The organism is Anabaena sp. CCY 9910, from assembly GCF_963920875.1.
Classification (GTDB): Bacteria; Cyanobacteriota; Cyanobacteriia; order Cyanobacteriales; family Nostocaceae; genus Trichormus; species Trichormus variabilis.
Window position 1 is genome coordinate 1 of the sequence record NZ_CAWUDJ010000026.1, and the last position, 17,284, is coordinate 17,284.

The 17,284-nt window shown below is 40.0% G+C and carries 18 protein-coding genes; 10 read left to right on the plus strand and 8 right to left on the minus strand.

What is annotated here, in order from left to right; genetic code table 11:
- Window positions 1-1,832: 1,832 nt before the first annotated feature.
- Entirely contained in the window at window positions 1,833-3,473 is a 1,641-nt protein-coding gene (locus tag ACM5QX_RS18455; RefSeq protein WP_414754847.1) for a DUF6930 domain-containing protein, read from the minus strand.
- Window positions 3,474-3,774: 301 nt separating this feature from the next.
- Between ACM5QX_RS18455 and ACM5QX_RS18460 the strand changes: the two genes are divergently transcribed.
- The 5 genes from ACM5QX_RS18460 (at window position 3,775) to ACM5QX_RS18480 (ending at window position 5,367) form a co-directional block, all read left to right on the plus strand.
- Window positions 3,775-4,131 (plus strand): iron-sulfur cluster assembly accessory protein, encoded by a 357-nt coding sequence (locus tag ACM5QX_RS18460; protein WP_011317092.1) that lies wholly within the window; start codon window positions 3,775-3,777, stop codon window positions 4,129-4,131.
- A 78-nt stretch (window positions 4,132-4,209) separates the two neighbouring features.
- Window positions 4,210-4,632 carry a tetratricopeptide repeat protein gene (locus ACM5QX_RS18465; protein WP_010996542.1) on the plus strand — a complete coding sequence of 141 codons (423 nt, stop codon included), beginning with the start codon at window positions 4,210-4,212 and terminating at the stop codon, window positions 4,630-4,632.
- Window positions 4,633-4,744: 112 nt separating this feature from the next.
- On the plus strand, window positions 4,745-4,990 hold the full coding sequence (locus tag ACM5QX_RS18470; RefSeq protein ID WP_414754848.1) for a hypothetical protein: 246 nt from the start codon (window positions 4,745-4,747) through the stop codon (window positions 4,988-4,990).
- A 21-nt stretch (window positions 4,991-5,011) separates the two neighbouring features.
- Window positions 5,012-5,188: a DUF6888 family protein gene (locus ACM5QX_RS18475; RefSeq protein WP_414754849.1), complete on the plus strand. Its 177-nt coding sequence runs from the start codon at window positions 5,012-5,014 to the stop codon at window positions 5,186-5,188.
- Window positions 5,185-5,367, plus strand: a complete 183-nt coding sequence (locus ACM5QX_RS18480) for a DUF6887 family protein (RefSeq protein WP_414754850.1) — start codon at window positions 5,185-5,187, stop codon at window positions 5,365-5,367. The genes ACM5QX_RS18475 and ACM5QX_RS18480 overlap by 4 nt, the downstream gene beginning before the upstream one ends.
- A 16-nt stretch (window positions 5,368-5,383) precedes the next feature.
- Here the strand turns inward: ACM5QX_RS18480 and ACM5QX_RS18485 are convergent, their stop codons facing one another.
- Entirely contained in the window at window positions 5,384-6,310 is a 927-nt protein-coding gene (locus ACM5QX_RS18485) for a TIGR01777 family oxidoreductase (RefSeq protein ID WP_414754851.1), read from the minus strand.
- 142 nt (window positions 6,311-6,452) lie between these two features.
- Window positions 6,453-7,589, minus strand: a complete 1,137-nt coding sequence (locus tag ACM5QX_RS18490; RefSeq protein ID WP_011317095.1) for a cob(I)yrinic acid a,c-diamide adenosyltransferase — start codon at window positions 7,587-7,589, stop codon at window positions 6,453-6,455.
- 317 nt (window positions 7,590-7,906) lie between these two features.
- Between ACM5QX_RS18490 and fraC the strand changes: the two genes are divergently transcribed.
- From fraC to ACM5QX_RS18505, 3 genes are read left to right on the plus strand one after another with little or no spacing between them, the layout of a single operon-like run.
- Entirely contained in the window at window positions 7,907-8,446 is a 540-nt protein-coding gene (fraC, locus tag ACM5QX_RS18495; RefSeq protein ID WP_414754852.1) for a filament integrity protein FraC, read from the plus strand.
- Window positions 8,447-8,494: 48 nt separating this feature from the next.
- On the plus strand, window positions 8,495-9,526 hold the full coding sequence (gene fraD / locus ACM5QX_RS18500) for a filament integrity protein FraD (protein WP_414754853.1): 1,032 nt from the start codon (window positions 8,495-8,497) through the stop codon (window positions 9,524-9,526).
- A 33-nt stretch (window positions 9,527-9,559) separates the two neighbouring features.
- Entirely contained in the window at window positions 9,560-10,333 is a 774-nt protein-coding gene (locus tag ACM5QX_RS18505; RefSeq protein ID WP_414754854.1) for an ABC transporter permease, read from the plus strand.
- Window position 10,334: 1 nt separating this feature from the next.
- On the opposite strand, the gene ACM5QX_RS18510 is transcribed toward ACM5QX_RS18505, so the two are convergent.
- Window positions 10,335-10,994 carry a pentapeptide repeat-containing protein gene (locus tag ACM5QX_RS18510; RefSeq protein WP_414754855.1) on the minus strand — a complete coding sequence of 220 codons (660 nt, stop codon included), beginning with the start codon at window positions 10,992-10,994 and terminating at the stop codon, window positions 10,335-10,337.
- Between the two features lie 478 nt (window positions 10,995-11,472).
- Entirely contained in the window at window positions 11,473-12,837 is a 1,365-nt protein-coding gene (locus ACM5QX_RS18515; protein ID WP_414754857.1) for a hypothetical protein, read from the minus strand.
- A 393-nt stretch (window positions 12,838-13,230) separates the two neighbouring features.
- On the opposite strand from ACM5QX_RS18515, the gene ACM5QX_RS18520 reads away from it, so the two are divergent.
- Window positions 13,231-14,526: an acetyl ornithine aminotransferase family protein gene (locus ACM5QX_RS18520; RefSeq protein ID WP_414754858.1), complete on the plus strand. Its 1,296-nt coding sequence runs from the start codon at window positions 13,231-13,233 to the stop codon at window positions 14,524-14,526.
- A 49-nt stretch (window positions 14,527-14,575) separates the two neighbouring features.
- Here ACM5QX_RS18520 and ACM5QX_RS18525 read toward each other — a convergent pair whose 3' ends face one another.
- The 3 genes from ACM5QX_RS18525 to ACM5QX_RS18535 form a co-directional block, all read right to left on the minus strand.
- Window positions 14,576-15,328 (minus strand): Uma2 family endonuclease, encoded by a 753-nt coding sequence (locus ACM5QX_RS18525; protein ID WP_414754859.1) that lies wholly within the window; start codon window positions 15,326-15,328, stop codon window positions 14,576-14,578.
- A gap of 102 nt (window positions 15,329-15,430) precedes the next feature.
- Window positions 15,431-15,874 (minus strand): type II toxin-antitoxin system VapC family toxin, encoded by a 444-nt coding sequence (locus tag ACM5QX_RS18530; protein ID WP_414754860.1) that lies wholly within the window; start codon window positions 15,872-15,874, stop codon window positions 15,431-15,433.
- Entirely contained in the window at window positions 15,871-16,122 is a 252-nt protein-coding gene (locus ACM5QX_RS18535) for a hypothetical protein (RefSeq protein ID WP_414754861.1), read from the minus strand. The genes ACM5QX_RS18530 and ACM5QX_RS18535 overlap by 4 nt, the downstream gene beginning before the upstream one ends.
- Before the next feature lie 153 nt (window positions 16,123-16,275).
- Here ACM5QX_RS18535 and ACM5QX_RS18540 point away from each other — a divergent pair, with 153 nt between their 5' ends.
- Window positions 16,276-17,217: a DUF1338 domain-containing protein gene (locus ACM5QX_RS18540; RefSeq protein WP_414754863.1), complete on the plus strand. Its 942-nt coding sequence runs from the start codon at window positions 16,276-16,278 to the stop codon at window positions 17,215-17,217.
- The last annotated feature ends 67 nt before the right edge of the window (window positions 17,218-17,284 follow it).

The window sequence follows — 17,284 nt, forward strand, 5'->3', positions numbered from 1 at the left end:
TACTTTCGGCGTTTTTACTTAATTATTCTCTCATGGAAGTGACAACAAAGGGATAAGAAATTAATTACCACTGGTGAAGGAATAATAGGGTAAACTCAACTATTCCAGGTAATAACCTTAGCAATAGGTCACTAAAGTTCGGCAATTAAATTGTAGAGGTGGGTCTGACTAATTTAATGCTCACTTTGGAAAATTCTCCAGAATTTTGAATTATCAAAACTATGTGACATTCTAGTCCAGCTAACATCACCCACAATCTTAGATAATGGCTATGCCATCAGCAACTACGTTAGAGTACATATCATCAAGCAATCACTCTCATGATTAGCACAATTGAATTTTTACACTCGTAAAAATCATATTTTGGATGGTTTCCACGGTTTTTTACATCTGCATTATTTGTTTTTTCCTAGCCTCAGATACATATCATTGGTGTATTAGCTAAGAAAGATAACATCAGTCGGAATCATAAAATCAAACAGTGCTATCTTAAATCTTGTGGTATTTTCTCTAAGATTTATGGTCAATCCTGTGAAAAGCTAACCACTATAGGCATTGAAACAACTTATTAAAAGTCATTCGTTACCGAAACCGTAAGATAGTAAGGATGCAATTAGTTGAATTTTGTTCCTGTAATTCTTACTGATATGATTCACATATTGTATCAATTGCTGATTATTAATTGGTTTACTTTGTGGTTGACAACAGTGCAGCTTTACAAAAATTGAAATCAGCCAGTTAATGTACTTATCTGCTGGAATATTTTTGCTTAGTACATGATGAGCAGATATCTCTGTTTAGCGTACTATTTTTTAGCAAAATCATAGATAATTTAACTAATTTTGTTATTTTGGGTCATAGATTGAATTGCATTAGCTTTCAATCAATGGCTCAAATAAAAACTAGATATTGAACTATCCTATCCCAGGATAACTAGCTTTAGTTCCCTACTGTTAGCACCCATGATAAAAATAATTAGGAACCCTTCTCTCAGCAATTAAGTGGTCGTTGTATGGCTATTATATCCATGTTTTTTATACTTGTATTCATCTTTATCAAAAGTACAATCTAGACTTTTTCGTCTTTATAAGCAAAGTATGAAGTCAAAGGCTCTATTGCTAAACTTTTGATTAAAATTATTGACAAGTGATCAAAAACATAACAATAGAAATATCCTGGTTAATTATTTATTCACCTCAACTAGATTATTTTCCCAAAAACCCTGATAAATTTTATGCCTGGCAATTTAGGCACAACAATTTTAATTTACCCAGATAGTTAACAGAAGTTATAGGGGTAGTCCTAGTTTATAAAATTTTAATAAAGTAAGAATATTGGCTAATAGCTTAGGAACTTCAAGGCTTTTATTGGTTGCTGTCTAGATATGCAATAGGGGATAGAGAAGAATTCCCTTCAGTGAAGAACAACAGCACGACCAAGACTGTTTTGTAGTTAGCACTTTAGTGTCGAACAAATAACAGATGTTCGTCTAAAAGCGGCGACAAATAGCGAAATCGTCGTTTATTCGTGTTTGGTTGTGGATTTTTCACAAGTGTAGGACTTACGCACCCAGGTTGTCCGTTGAGACTGGGTGTAAGGGTTTTAAGCTTGTGGAAACCCATCTGTAAAGCGGAGATGGGATGTGAAAAGTATTTAATATATATGGTCAGGACGATTTTAGGAATGTCCTTCTGTGTTCCTGAAAATCGTTATTCTGAATCTAGATAAGAAAAATAAACGATATAAACTCTTTTATTTTCTAAAAAGAATGACTTTAAGGAGTATTGCTTCTCGCCTTGTTGCTTGAGTCAAGATTGGTATTGAACCAGATTTTACTCTAATTGAAACTGGGGCATCAGCTGAAGAGTTCCTAGACCTAAATCCTTGGGTGAGAGCGATCGCGCTTCAAATAGAGCCATCATATCTCGTAATTGAGGATTGCCACGGGAAGCACCTGTCAAACCTTTGGCAATAATTAACCCACAGAAGCCTTTGGTATTTTTACAACGTTGATTCCACTTGCGACGAGCTTCTACATGAACAGGGTCATCATCTAAAAATTCGCCAAATAGAAATAATTCACCATTTTGAGTTTGCAGTAAACCCAAGTCATAGCGATCGCCATCAAAGGGATCAGCTCCCGGATTAAAGCAGATAGCTTTGAGTCCTCCGACTGCTTCAATATTTTCGATCACCGTTTTGGCTTTGGGACGAGAGGTTTGAATCAAAATTACGGGTAAACCATCACCTACTTGTTTAAATTCGCCCAGTTGATGATACTTTACTCCTTGACGTAGGTAGTCGAGCATTTCCCAGGACACTACACCCAAACTGAGAAATGAGTCTTCTGGTATTAAGTCATCACGCAGAGAGTGAGACTCGATGGAGGTTAATTCACCAAATTCTTCGTCATCTAATACTAAGTCTGCCATTTCTTCTAACTCTGCGGCGAGTTGTGGCATGGTAGAGACGGTGACAGATACTGCTTTGGTTGTTTCATCGGATGCAGGTAAGGAGATCCGATAACGATGGCTGATATTGGGGAAATCACCACTGGACAACTGACGACGATGGTCACGAATGAAGCGACAAAAACTTTCTAAGGCTAGGAAGACAACAGCCGCATCCTCATCGTATAAGACAGAGCGCAATCCTTCCAATGGATGGATGTTGCCAAAAGTTGGGCTAATTTCTGATAATGCCAAATCAGCTAAATCATCAAATTCATCTTCATCATCGGTATCATCTTCACGCTCAAAAGTGAGGAATAAGCAATCTTGTTTGAGAAAAGCCTCTTCTAAGTGACCTTGAGATTCGTCATCATTTAAAACGGCTGCACGAAATCGCTTGAGGGAATCTTCGGAACGATAAAACAAAATTCCATACTCCATCCCCAGCATTCCCATGACTGAGGCGTAGAGTGTACCTACATCCCATTTATTAACTTCTATAGATATGATTTGCTGTTCTTCTAAAAATTCCCAGGGTGCGGCTTGCCAAATAGCATAGGCTTTTTCGTGTAAAGGTTTAGCATACTGTGGAGGAACATCAGGAATTTGACTGTCGATGATTTCTGCAAACCCGCGAAACAGTTCATCAATTAAGGGTAGTTCTGGCGAATAATCGATCGCAATATCCAAATCTTGGAGAACACCACGCAGATAAAATTGAATTTCCCGATCGCGCACGACAATTTTTTGGGGTCGCGCGGGTTTAGCTGGACTGTGGGGATGTTCCATTGCTCGCATTAAGGTGCGAACGATCGCTTCCGGCCCAGTATCTTCTGATATTACATCCATTCCCCGGACAATGCCTTGGGAGCCATCCACCCAGAGAATACAATCGCCCTTGGACTCTGAGTTGAAATTTGGGGTGGGCGATGATGACAACGGACGGCGATCGCCCTCCCATACAGAAGGAATTTGGGTTAATTTCTTCAACCGACGACTGGTAGAGCGATTAAAACTTGTCATAGAGTAGGTTAATCAGAAACAGGCGATGGAAAAGTACACTTTCGGGAATGGCTGGCCATGAAGCAAATGTTCTTGGCTTGGTTATAGCTCAGGCTGGAACTCTAAAAATACCAAATCTTTAAACACACTGAGTCTCTCAATTCTAGAATAAAAATATTGCCCTGCTTTTGATAGAGTGTTCACAATTTAGCGATTAGCGTCATCATTGTCGCTAGAATGAATAAAAAAACGGAAAGACAACCCAAGGGCAATCACTAGCCCGAAGCGGATATTTTACATCATTTAAGGAGTTGAAAAGCGGATGACACAAGCAACTCAGTCTCAACAAAGAGGGATACTGTTGAGCGAAGCCGCTTTGCGGCAAGTAAAGTCCCTGCAAGAAAAGCAAGGTCAAGATTTATGCTTGAGGGTAGGAGTACGCCAAGGTGGCTGCTCTGGGATGTCTTACATGATGGACTTTGAACAGGAAAGCAAGATCACTCCTCAAGACGAAGTTTTTGATTACGATGGCTTCAAAATTGTCTGCGATCGCAAAAGTATTTTATATCTTTATGGCTTAATGCTTGATTATAGCGATGCCATGATCGGTGGTGGTTTCCAATTTACCAATCCTAATGCTACTCAGACCTGCGGTTGCGGTAAGTCATTTGGGGTGTAAGATTGTCAATTGTCAGTGGTCAGTTGTTAGTTCCGAGTAACTACTGACTAATGACTAATGACTAATGATTAATAACTAATGACTAACACTGTTGATTCCCTGTTTGATACAGGATTAGAACGTTATAAAGCTGGGGAGCCTGCTGCTGATTTGATTCCCGTGTTTAAAGAAGTATGCGATCGCGCTCCCAAAGCCAGTGCAGCTTGGATTTGCCTAGCTTGGTTATATTTGCTAGAGGATAAACCAAATTTAGCTCTCAAGGCAGCACAAAAAGCTGTAAAAATCAATCCCCAAGACCCACAAGCTAGAGTAAATCTCGCTGTGGCTATGCTAGAAACTGGTCAAAAAGGCTTGCGGCAACATATTGACATTACACAACAATTAATGTTGGTCAATCCTGATTGGCGAGATGAGATTCAAAATAGTATTGCAGATGGTTTAAGCAGAAAACCCGATTGGCAAAGCTTGGCCAAAGTTAAAGGCTGGTTGTTTAATGAATAGTGGCTAGGGAATTGGGGATAGAGACTAGAGGTTAGAACTTATATTCAAGATCATTGTTTCGTCGTCCCCAATCCCCAATCCCCAATCACTAATCCCCAATCTCCACTTCCTCATGAAAGAAAAATTATTAAACTGGCTAAATTTGATTTTAGTAGCAGATGTATTTCTGGTATTGCTGGGCTTTGTTTGGTTTGCGATCGCTGTTATGGGTGAAGCGATCGGAGTTAATTTAGGTCTAGATTTGTGGCACAAACTTTGGCAACCTGTATTTAACCCCGCGATCGGCATTCTGATGGGTGGTGCAATTCTGAGTGGTTTGATTAGTTGGGTATCCCGAAAATTTCTTTCTAGTCAATAATTGATCATCACTCGTTGATAAATGGAACCAACGGTTGAACAGTTAAAAGCTTTCTACAATTTATGTGTACGAGCGAGTAACCTACTACAAACGATAGAGTTAACTAGATACGATCCTCGCTCACAGAGAATAGTAGTACTTATAGGACAAACAATTCAAGCAGAGATTTTGAGCAATGGGGAGACTATCATACAATGAGTGATGCCAATTATGTGCAATTAACAGAAGTAGAACTGAGGGAATACGTAAAACGTCATCCCCAAGATGAAGAAGCCTTTCAACACTATCTCTCAATTGTTAGGGCTAAACCAAACAGGGTTGTGGTTAGCACAAGTGAACAGTTAGAGACTGAGCTAAAGAAAAGACTGGCATCGTAAACATAATTGTGAGCAATTAACTTGACTGCAAAATTTCTTGTAAGGCTTGTTGTAAATTCTGATACTGATATTTAATTCCAGATTCTAAGGCTCGTTTGGGAAGTACTTGTTGACCTTCTAGAACAACGATCGCTCCATCTCCCAAAAGAGCTTCTAGAGCAAAAGCTGGGACAGGTAACCATGAAGGACGGTTCATTACTTGTCCCATCGTTTGGCTTAGGTCATTCATCCGAACTGGATGGGGTGCAGTAGCATTATATACCCCTTCTAGTTGTGGATTGGTTAAGGCTTGCACAATCAGATTTACCAAATCATCAATGTGAATCCAAGAAAACCATTGACGACCGCTACCAATTGGCCCCCCAGCATAGAGTTTGAAAGGGGTAATCATTTTTCCTAAAGCACCACCCAACCCTAGAACAATACCTAAACGTAGTATCACTAGGCGAACACCTGATTGTTTCACTTTTTGGGCTTCTGCTTCCCAAGCTTGACAAACTTGAGCGAGAAAATCCCTACCAGAGGGGCTATTTTCGTCAAAGGTAGTGGTTTCACTTGTACCGTAGTAACCAATAGCAGAAGCGTTAACTAATACTGTAGGCTTGGGGTTAGCTTTTGCTATGGCTTCGACTATTTTTTCTGTGCCTAGTTGACGGCTGTTCAGAATCTCTCGTTTGTGTTCTGGTGTCCAGCGTGCCTCAGCAATGGGTTCTCCCGCCAAGTTGACTACACCATCACAACCAGCAATTACATCTTGCCACGCCCCGGATGTAGTGGGTGTATAAGCAACAATTTCTACATTGGCAAACGTTTGTGCAGGAAAATGCCTGCGAGCCGATGCAGTGTTACGGGTTAAGACAATTATTTGATGACCTTCTTTATGAAGTCGTTGTACTAGTCGAGTTCCGACAAATCCTGTTGCGCCTGTAATTGCTACTTTCATAATGCACCTCCCCAAACCCTTATTTTAAAGTTTTTTATCAAATTTTCAACTTATGTTGCTGGGATTGGGGACAAGTCAATAGTCAATAGTCAATAGTCCATAGCTAAAGACCTTCATTTTTGACTGTTGACTGTTGACCAACTTAAAAGTCTACGCCCCTTTTGAGTTCTACACCTTGATTGGCATAGTGTTTGTGGCAGTAAACTTCCGAGTGAATACTGGCTAGGTCAAAGTAAGCGGGTTGATTTTGGCAACGTCCAGTAATAATGATTTCGGTGTCGCGGGGTTTACGAAGTAAGGCTTGGACAATTGGTTCTACCGGGAGTAGTTCCAAGTCAACAGTGGGATTGAGTTCATCAAGGATGATGGTTTTGTAGAGTCCAGAGGCGATCGCCACTTTAGCTATTTCCCAACCCCGTTCTGCTTCTACGTAGTCTAATTCTTGCCGAGAATTGCGCCAAACAATCGCATCTCGACCGCAGCGTTGATGATCTACCACTTCCGGGTATGATTGCCGTAAAGCGGCGATCGCTGCATCTTCTGTATAACCGCTACCACCTTTGAGCCACTGCATAATTAATACCCGCGTTGACCCTGGATGGTTAATACCCCTACCAATCGCTTGTAATGCCTTACCTAAAGCACTGGTAGATTTACCTTTACCTGCACCAGTATAAATTTCAATCCCCTTCATCAAAAGTTCTGTGGCTTTGGGGTGGTGTAAAGGTTTCATTTCTGAGTGTAAATCCGCAATGTCAAGTAATTTTTGCGGCGCACCTCTTCCCGTCGCAATAATTTCTAACTCTTGGGGTTTAGATTTTAATGTTCCCACTACCTCATCTACCGAAAGTAAACCTAAATCAAGGACTGGGTTAATCTCATCCAAGACAACAACAGAATATAAACCAGAAGCGATCGCACCTTTGGCGACATCCCAACCCCGTCCCGCTTCACTACGGTCAAAAGTTGTAATTTCTTCTGGGCCAAAAAATTCTGCTCTCCCGGTGCGTACTTGGTCTATTAAATGGGGGAATCCACGCTGTAATGCAGCGATCGCTCCATCTTCGTCGTAATCTCGTTCGGGTCCTTTTAAAAAGCGTAATAGCAGTACACGATTGGAATTGTTCGGTGCGTTTATTCCTAAGCCTATGGAGCGTAAAACTACGCCCAACGCTGCTTGCGACTTACCTTTACCGACACCATCATATACATGAATTTGGCCAGTAAGCCGTTCTGAACGCACTTGTGCCGTGCGGATACCGATGCCGTTCCTTGTCATCTGTTGAAAAGCTGTAACGTGGCAGTTTCCTATCTTACCGGAGGTTAGGGCGCTACGCTCTAAATTCAAAACCTTACACTCTTAAACCCCTATACCCCTACACCCTTACACCCCTAAACCCGGTCTCAACAGAAAATCTGGGTGCGTAAGTCCTATTAAAGATAAATCGGAGTATACTGGCACACCAAGAGAGTTAGTAAGGATTGGGGATGGGGAACTGAGAATGGGATAATTATTACTCAACACTTAGTCCTTATTACTCAGCATTCATTATTACAGCTATACTCTCTACAGTTTCCCTTTTTTGTTGAGTGTCTATGTTTGAAGATTTGACTATACCCAGGATTTTGCCGATTGGCGCAATTTTGTTTAACTTATTGTTTTTACTGATTGCTATTCCCATAGAAGGTTATATCTACCATAAAAGACTCAACTTTGATAAGAAGACTAGTGTTTTTTATGCGATCGCCGTCAATAGCTTTTCTGGTGTCATCGGTTGGGTGGTATTTTTTTTCGTGGAGCCTGTATTACCAATACCGATAAAGGCTGAGTTAATTAATTACATATTTTTTAATATTTTTAGATCAACCAATACCCAAAGTGTTCTGATTTTAACTACTTTTATCATTTTCTTTTCGACTTTTTTAATGAAATTTTTTCTTTTGAGGCTCTTTGTTTTTACCTTAAGTGAAGATATCGGGAAGAAGCAAGAAGAACCCCAACCATTGTACCGTCAGAAAATCCGTTTCATCAGTAAAATTAGGCTTCAAGATACAAATTTAGTAACTACAACACTTATTGCCAATTCGTTAAGTTACACCGCCATAACTATTATTTTATTGATACGCAATAGGTAAGCAAAATCAAGGTTATTCGTAATACAAAAATACAAAGGTAGGTAAATTGTGAATTTATTATTCAAAGACCTTTTTGGGATATTTAAAATTTTTGAAGATGTTTATGAGCGGGTCAGAAAAATATTAATCCCAACCACAGCTTATTCTTGGCAGACATTCATTTATTTGAGTGTATTTTCTTGGGTAATGTCCTATTTTGCTACAGGTTATATCAGAGATATAATTGCCCTTTGTGGTTGGTTATTTTTAATTGCAGGTACAGCTTGGTACACAACTGATGATCCTTTGAGAGTTCCTGGTACTTTCATGCCAGTAGGAGCGGTGATTACAGGATTTTTAGTTAGTGTATTTGCTTTTAGTAATCAGGAAGATGTTATTACATCTAGAACAGTTGTACTTTGGCCGACAATATCAGCATTAATCACAGCAATTCCTGAATTTATTGAAGGGAGCGACACAGACTCTAAAACTCGGATTCCTAAACCAGATGCTCGGCAAAAAATCATTGTTTTAGTTGCTAGTTGTATGATGATAAGTTGCTGGCTTCAGTTTTACTTTGTTCTAGATAAATGGTTACAAGAATATCCTAGTTTATTAGCTGAGAACTTTGGGCGTAGTACTTTTGTAATTACCAGAGAAGAGCAACAAAAAATTCCTACTAATGGAGTTGTAATTTTAGATAGACTGCAACCATTAGTCGAGGAACAAATCGCTGAAAGACCTTGGTCAGAGGTTGAAAGATGGCTCCTAGAAGCAAATGTTAGAGTTGGTCAATTAGGTAGGGAAGTATTAAATAATAACTTGGCACAATATGAAGAAAAAGCACTCTGGCGTGTTGAGCCGCGTGTAGTTAATAATAAGTCAGGTTACAGGTTAGATTTACTCAGCATTTGGACAGGCCCGACGGCTAATCCTCGTGGTTATTTTCTGCGGAAATCATGCCAAATTGACCCAGTGGCAACAACACCAATTAATACTACTACTAACAGTAGAACACCGGAGGAGAAAAAAGCCGTTGCAGAAATACAATGCGATCGCTTGAATAAATTATTCTCAGGTGCAGCACCACCGCAGCAGTAAGGGATTGGGTATTGGGTATTGGGGAGATAAATTATGATGAGAACTTTTGTAATTGCTAAGAATGTATTTCAGGAAGTGGTACGCGATCGCATCCTGTATATTATCGGTTTTTATGTCTTGCTGTTGGCTGTGGCTATCCGGGCTTTACCTGAGTTTGCTGCATCAACTGAAGATAAAATGTTTCTAGATTTCGGTTTGGCGGCGATGAGTGTCATCAGTTTAATTATCGCTATCTTTGTGGGTACAGGATTGATTAATAAGGAAATAGATAAAAGAACTATTTTGTTATTAATTGCTAAACCTGTAAGCCGTGGAGAAATTATCACAGGGAAATTTTTTGGTTTATCGTCCGTACTGACTGTTTTAGTTGTCAGTATGACGGCAATTTATTTACTCTTTTTGCAGTTTGGTAATATTCCCCATACAACACCGAGTATCTTAATTGCCGTCTTGTTTTTATGTTTGCAGTTATCTTTGATAACGGCTGTAGCTATTACCTTCGGGGTTTTTACTAGCTCCTTACTGGCTATAGCTTTAACTTTTGCCGTGTATCTTATGGGCAATATTACTCAGAATATAGTAGAGTTTAGCCGTCTGAGTCGTAACCCTGCAATGGAAGGTATTAGTCAGATTTTATATCTTATATTGCCAGATTTATCTCGATTAGATTTAAAGAATGATGCTGTTTATGGTGTACAAGCACTACCTGATACGATCGCACTCATGGGTAATGCTGTCTATGGTTTTGTATATATTGCCATGTTATTGGCGATCGCTATTTCCCTTTTCTCACGTCGGGAGTTTTAAATTATTCCCAAATCACTATTTGGGGATTGCAGATTTTACCATCAGGCATAATGGTATCGTGTAACTTAGCTAAAGCTATTTTTGTTCCTTCTAGGTTGGCATTAGTTAAGTTGGCTTTAGTCAAATTTGCCCATGTCAGGTCAGTGTTAGTGAAGTTGACCTCTGTTAAGTTAGCTTCTAGTAGTGTGGCTCCAGATAACTTTGCATCTGTCAAATTAGCTCTGGATAAATTGCCCTCGATTAAAGATGTCTCTACTAATGTGCCTTGAGTTAGGTCAGCTTCACGTAAATCAGCCGCGCATAAAGAAGCACCCCAAAGATTAATATTACGACATTGCGATCGCCATAACAAAGCTCCACACAAATTCCCTTGTGTTAAATCGGCATCTGTCAAATCAGCTTCTGATAAAACAGCTTCATACAACTTAGCCTCACGCAAATTAGCTTGCATTAAGTTTGCTCCAGTCAGGTTTGCACCCGTAAGAATACAACCAGATAAATTGGCAAAACTTAAATCTGCCCCTATTAAGTTAACACCACTTAAATCAACTGTACTTAAGTCAATTCCACTCAAATTACAGCCATTAAAATCTCGACGCTGACAAAGTTTATCTTTGATTTGACTCAGGAGTAATGCTTGTGGTTCAGCAAAATTTCTCATGTTATTCACCTGCGAGTGTCAATGAGCGAACAAGACTACTATGAAAGATACTGTATAACGAGATTACACCCTGAAAGCTAAATGAACATAGCAAAATTTTCCTAAAAAATAGAATTTATTTTGCTATTCTGCAAAATTCCTTCAGTTCAGCCATTTTAACAACATAGATAGCTGATCAAAGTCATGAAACACTGATACAGAACTTACGTAACTGGCACAATAGTAGAGTCCATAAAATATGGAAAATCCTCTGTACAAAATTATTAGGACTGACGCACCCTAATACCCATTCTCTATGAAGTTGCGCCAAATAAATGATGTAGAGACGTTGCGTGCAACGTCTCTACAGTACAGAATAAATGGCATCTTCATCAAGAAACAGTATCAAGTTAGTTTGATTATGACAAAGGTAATTGGTAATGAGTGACTAGATAATCAGCACTCGTCACTCATAGACTATTTATGCAGATTTTAGGTTTCATTTTTTCACCAAAAAATATGCTGTGGCATATTCAGGTAACTGCCGAATATATTGCCTAAAAGAGTTTTGGCTGGGAAAAATTCCAGCTAGAAAATCAAGTTGGTATAAATTAGGTAAAAATGCTCCACCTGTATCTGCAATAACTCCCATTTGTAATTGCTTACGTCCACCTTGCGTATGCTCTAACAAAACTACTCTACCTAAGCCAATATTTAAAACATCTCCGGCAAAAGTAACTCCTGGCTTAACGGAAATTTTAGCGTCTATCTTGTGTCCGTAGCCCTTAATTGCATCAACTTGCCGAAAATACCAATAACGCTTTTGTGATGTTGCTTTTAATCCACGGACATAAGACATCCCGTTATTTCTATCCACGTTAAAAAATGCTCTAGAGCCATCAGTAAAATTGACGAGAATAGTCCCTTGCATTAAAGCTTCTTCTAGTCCATTTCTGGTTAAATAAGCCAGAGGTTCAACTTTGCCAAATTCCTTACCACCCGGTTCATAAATGCCAGATAAAACATCCTGTTTTGTATATCTGGTATAAAATTTGTCGGTAATATTATTGTCTTTTAAACTATAAATTGGTGTGTTAAAAGTTGCTGTGCGTTTCCGAGAGCCTGGGTGAGTAAATACAGCATATTTTGTCAATCTCAATTGCTTTTGTACTTGATTTTCTGGGTTATATGCTGTCCATTTAATGACGCGGAAGTTGCGGTTGATAAAGTTAGGATTTTGTAACCGAGTGATGCGATTTTTGGCGATGTCTTCCTTGAGGACTTCAATCATGAAGTCTAGAGTCTTGAGGATATCTTCTGTTGTGACTTTTTGCGTACTCAGTAATCCGGGACGTAAAATATCTGGGTCATCTGAACCGTGTTCTTGAAAGTATTGTCTTGTGTTGACGAGGACTGTTAACAAATCTGATTGATTAACATTAACTTTAGCCGTCGGTAATTGTACTGGAGACAAAATTTGATTACCATTGACGCTAAATTTATACTTTCTCCACTCATCAATAATAGGATAAGTGATAGATGTTGTGGCTACATCGGGAGTTGAGTTAGGCGTATTTTGCGGCGTTATCTGTTGGGAAGATATTCCCGCCTGATTAATTCCTGTTTTCTGCCCCAAAGAGGTATTTATTGGGGGATTATGAATAGTTGCTTGAGTTACCCTGAGTTGAGATTTATTAGCTATTACCTGTTGATTTAAGTCGAAACTTTTATCCTCTAGAGATTTTTGGTCTGGCTGTTTAGCTTGGGAGTAACTATCATATATAGTACTACTCGCTATACCCACCAGTGATAAAGCTGCAACACCTAGCAAGAGTCTCATTTTTGGGCTGAACAGGATACTCATAAATTGCCAACAAATTTCCCAATACTAATTTGATAATGCGCTTTTAAGGCATTTGACAGGGCATCAAAGCTCTCCCACTTCTGGGGAGAAAATCAGCCTAACGTCACATTATAACCTGCATACTGATGACTAAACTTTCATTCCTATTCTTGAGCCTTTGACTATAATCTGTCTACTAGCCAATATAAACACTCAGTAATTGGGGGAAATGCAGATTGCTGAGGAATCTTTCTAGAGATTCATGAAAAATTGTTTGTATTTTTTGACGATCGCAATCATATATTCTTGTCGGTTTGTCAATTACTAAGTTATACACATAGAGAATCACACACTACTGTTAAGAATTACACTGGGTAGTTTAATTATCCGGATACAGAAATACCTGAAAACAAAATGTTAAGTATCCCTATTAATCAACATTTGCCTCATACACCTCATTTGGTGACATCCTTACCGGGGCCTAAAGCTAAAGCAATTGTAGAACGCGATCGCGCTGTTACTTCTCCTTCTTATACCCGCGACTATCCCTTGGTGGTGAACCGTGGTGAGGGCTGTATGGTGGAAGATGTTGATGGCAATGTATTTTTAGATATGACAGCAGGTATCGCCGTCACCGCCACCGGACACGCCCACCCAGAAGTAGTCAGGGCAATTCAAGAACAGTCGGCGCGTCTCATACATATGTCGGGAACAGATTTCTATTATGAGCCGATGGTGGAACTAGCAGAAAACCTAGCCAGCCAAGCCCCTTTTGTTCACGATACAAAAGTATTTTTCACCAATTCCGGCGCAGAGTCCAACGAAGGGGCCATTAAACTAGCTCGATATTACACTAAGCGATCGCTCATCATCGCTTTTGTAGGCGCATTCCACGGGCGCACCTACGGGGCTATGTCTTTGACTGGTTCTAAAACTGTACAGCGTGCTAATTTCGGGCCGTTAGTACCAGGGGTGACTCACATTCCCTACGGCACTCACGCTAGCCTAGATTACTTGGAAAATAATTTATTGACTACAATCATCCCTGCTCATGAAGTAGCCGCTATTGTTGTTGAACCAATTCAAGGAGAAGGCGGTTATATCGTGCCAGAGGATGGTTTTTTGCAGAGAATCCGTAATATCTGCGATCGCTATGGCATATTAATGGTAGTCGATGAAGTGCAATCAGGTATGGGGCGCACCGGCCGCTTATTTGCCATTGAGCATTGGAATGTCACACCTGATATTATTACCACCGCCAAAGGTATCGCTAGCGGGATGCCCTTGGGAGCGATTTTAGCCCGTGCTGAATTGATGACTTGGCCTCCCGGTTCCCACGCCACCACATTCGGCGGCAATCCGGTAGCTTGTGCGGCGGGTATTGTCACCCTCAAACTACTCGAAAGTGGCTTGATGGATAACGCCACTCAAATGGGCGAATTATTACAAACTGGTTTAACTCAATTGCATCAACAATTCCCCAGAATGTCCTTACCCAGAGGTAAAGGATTAATGGTGGCGGTGGATTTATTAGATGAGGACGGTAATTTTGATTCTAAGTTGCGCGATCGCATCATTCAAGAAGCCTTCTATTGCGGACTGTTATTACTAGGTTGTGGTAAAGCCGCAATTCGTTTCTGTCCACCTCTAGTCATCAACCGTGAACAAATCCAAACCACCCTGGATATCCTGGCGGAAATTTTAAGATAAGTAGATACATCCTATGGCGCTTCTCTACTTTTGACAGAAGATTCACATTTTAGAGATTATCAGGGTCAATATTCAATTCTCGCAACTTAGCGGCTAGGCGTTCAGCACGCTGTTTTTCTTGTTCAGCACGCAGTGTTTCTTGTTCCGCACGTTGCTTTTCTTGTTCCGCACGTAGTGTTTGCTGTTCCGCGCGCAATGTTTCCTGTTGTGCCAATTCTTCAGGTGTTGGTACTAACTGTCCTTCTGCTTTGAAATAGCGTAACTGATTGTTCTGTACACCCAAGTATAAATCTAACTGCTGACTCCATAACCAACCTTGGGGATTTGGTTCTATAGGTTGATAATGACCATCTACTAAATGAAATCCGACAAATTCTAAATTATTGGGGTCAAACCAAAAATATTCTGGTGTGCGAAAGATATCTTGATAAATTTGCTTTTTTAAGTCTTTATCCGTGGCTTTTGTCGAAGGTGATAGCAATTCAACAATGATATTGGGATACTTACCGTCTTCTTGCCAGATTACCCAACTTTTCCGGGGTTTCTTTTCGCATCCTCGCACTACAAAAAAATCAGGGCCGCGAAAGTCCTCTGATTTGAGTTGACGTTGGCTATAATAAATTGTTAGATTTCCCGCCGCATAAAAGTCATCGCGGTTTTGCCACCACAATTCTAAGCATTGTAATAACAGAATAATTTGGCGTAGATGTAAATCGCTTTCCAATGGTGGTTCGTGACTTTCAATATCTCCTGGTGGAAATATTATACCTGCTACTGGTTGTAAATCTTGGGCGATTGACATGACTTAATTGGGGCTAAGGGTGATATACGAGGATGGGATGCACAGGTGTTATTACTATCATAATCTGGCTGATCTCTAGTTCTCGGCTATGATCGAATCTACTTACATCACTTGCAATTCACGTACTACCAAAACTCTTAACTCAGTCACTCGTTTCAAAGCTACATCATTGGTCAAAAATGCCTCACAACTAGCCATTAAAGCTGCTGCTATTTGTAACGCATCTGGTAACTGAAGGTTATAAAGCACTCTTATTCTGGCAGCTTCTCGCGCAATTGCAGCATTAATCTCCACAAAAACCACTGCATCTTGTTGTAATACGTCAACAAAAGCCTGCTCTAAATCTGCTAACCCCAGACGGATAGCACCTACTAAACATTCTGATAAGGTTATGCCAGATATAACTGCTGTAATGTCAGCATCTAAACGCTCAAAAATTGGTTCAACTAAATCAACAAGTTGCGGATTCTGTTCTACAAAATAAATTACAGGTGCTGTATCGAGAAATAAGCGGGAAACTCCGTTTAAAGCATCATGAATTTTCATTCCTCTGTCCGTAACAACCTTTCTCGATGTGCATCACCTTCTCGACGATGTTGCGAAACCCAATCTTGAGCATCTTCACCAAAAAGCGGATAGGAAGCTATACCTTTCAAGTCGCTCCACTTGCGTTTTACTTGGACTTGAGTGATGTGTTTTTTTACACGCTCTACTAAATGCCCCATCACTGTTAATTGCTCTTCTGGAGTCAATTGCTCGATTTCGCTGAAAATTTTTTGAAGTGACGGACTCATTAATTTGACCTGATTAATTGCGGTGCATAATCACAGATATTGTATTTTAGTCTGAAGCTACAAGGTGCGATCGCGCAATATATATTTTTGATGGTTATGAAATTTTTCCTGCTGAATGACTAAACTGTGCTTAAGCCTCTACAGTTAATCATTATGTCACCGAAAACCGCACTCAATCTTTTTTCATTATTGTGGCAAAACTATAGCGCCAGAGTTACTTATGCCCGCACATATCAACAAATGATTACTGCGGCTGGTGGGACTGTGGCTAATGACCATATTGCTTTTCGGTCGTTGCGTTTATTGGTAGATAGCCCACGAGGTAAAGTAAATTTGGGTATTAACTATCTATCTCAAATAGCTGAGGCTTTGGGTTACGAACCTGCGGGAGAATATAACTTTCCGCAAACTCATCTTTATGCCCGTCACTATCGTCATCCTCAACAAATAGAGTTTGATTTACCTAAGTTATTTATCAGCGAATTAATTGTTGATGAATTGCCAGATAATATTATCCAACTCATTACTCAAACAGTCTCTACCATTCCTGATGAATTTACCTCACCTCTAACTTATTTCTCACTAGCAGAAGGAAACGACGAAGTTGTTGCCCAACAATTGCAAAATTTTTTCACCCGTCCTTGGTTGACTCCTCGGCGTTCTGTGGTGGAAGCGGTGAATCAAGTTACTCAATATGGCGCATGGGTATTGTTACACGGCTATGCTGTTAACCACTTTACAGGATACGTTAATCGCCATCAAATTCCAGAATATGCAGATATAGATGATACGGCTCGTGGTTTGGCTAATTTGGGTGTACCTATGAAGGCAGAAATTGAAGGCGATGTTAACCGGGGTTTGCGTCAAACAGCAACCCAAGCGGTTAAGGAAATGGTAACAGTTATAGATGATATTAGTGGTCAAGAAGTCGAAATTCCTTGGACTTACGCCTATTACGAAATAGCCCAACGTTATCCCCTACAAGTGGAACCTGGAAAAGAGGGGCTATTTGATGGTTTTCTAGGCAATAATGCCCAACAGCTATTTGAAATGACTAGACTGGTTGAGTGCGATGCTGCAAAGATAGGGAAATAATAAGGTTGAAAAGCATTGTATGCGATCGCCATTGCGCTAGGAAATGATTTATCACGCAGAGGAGGAC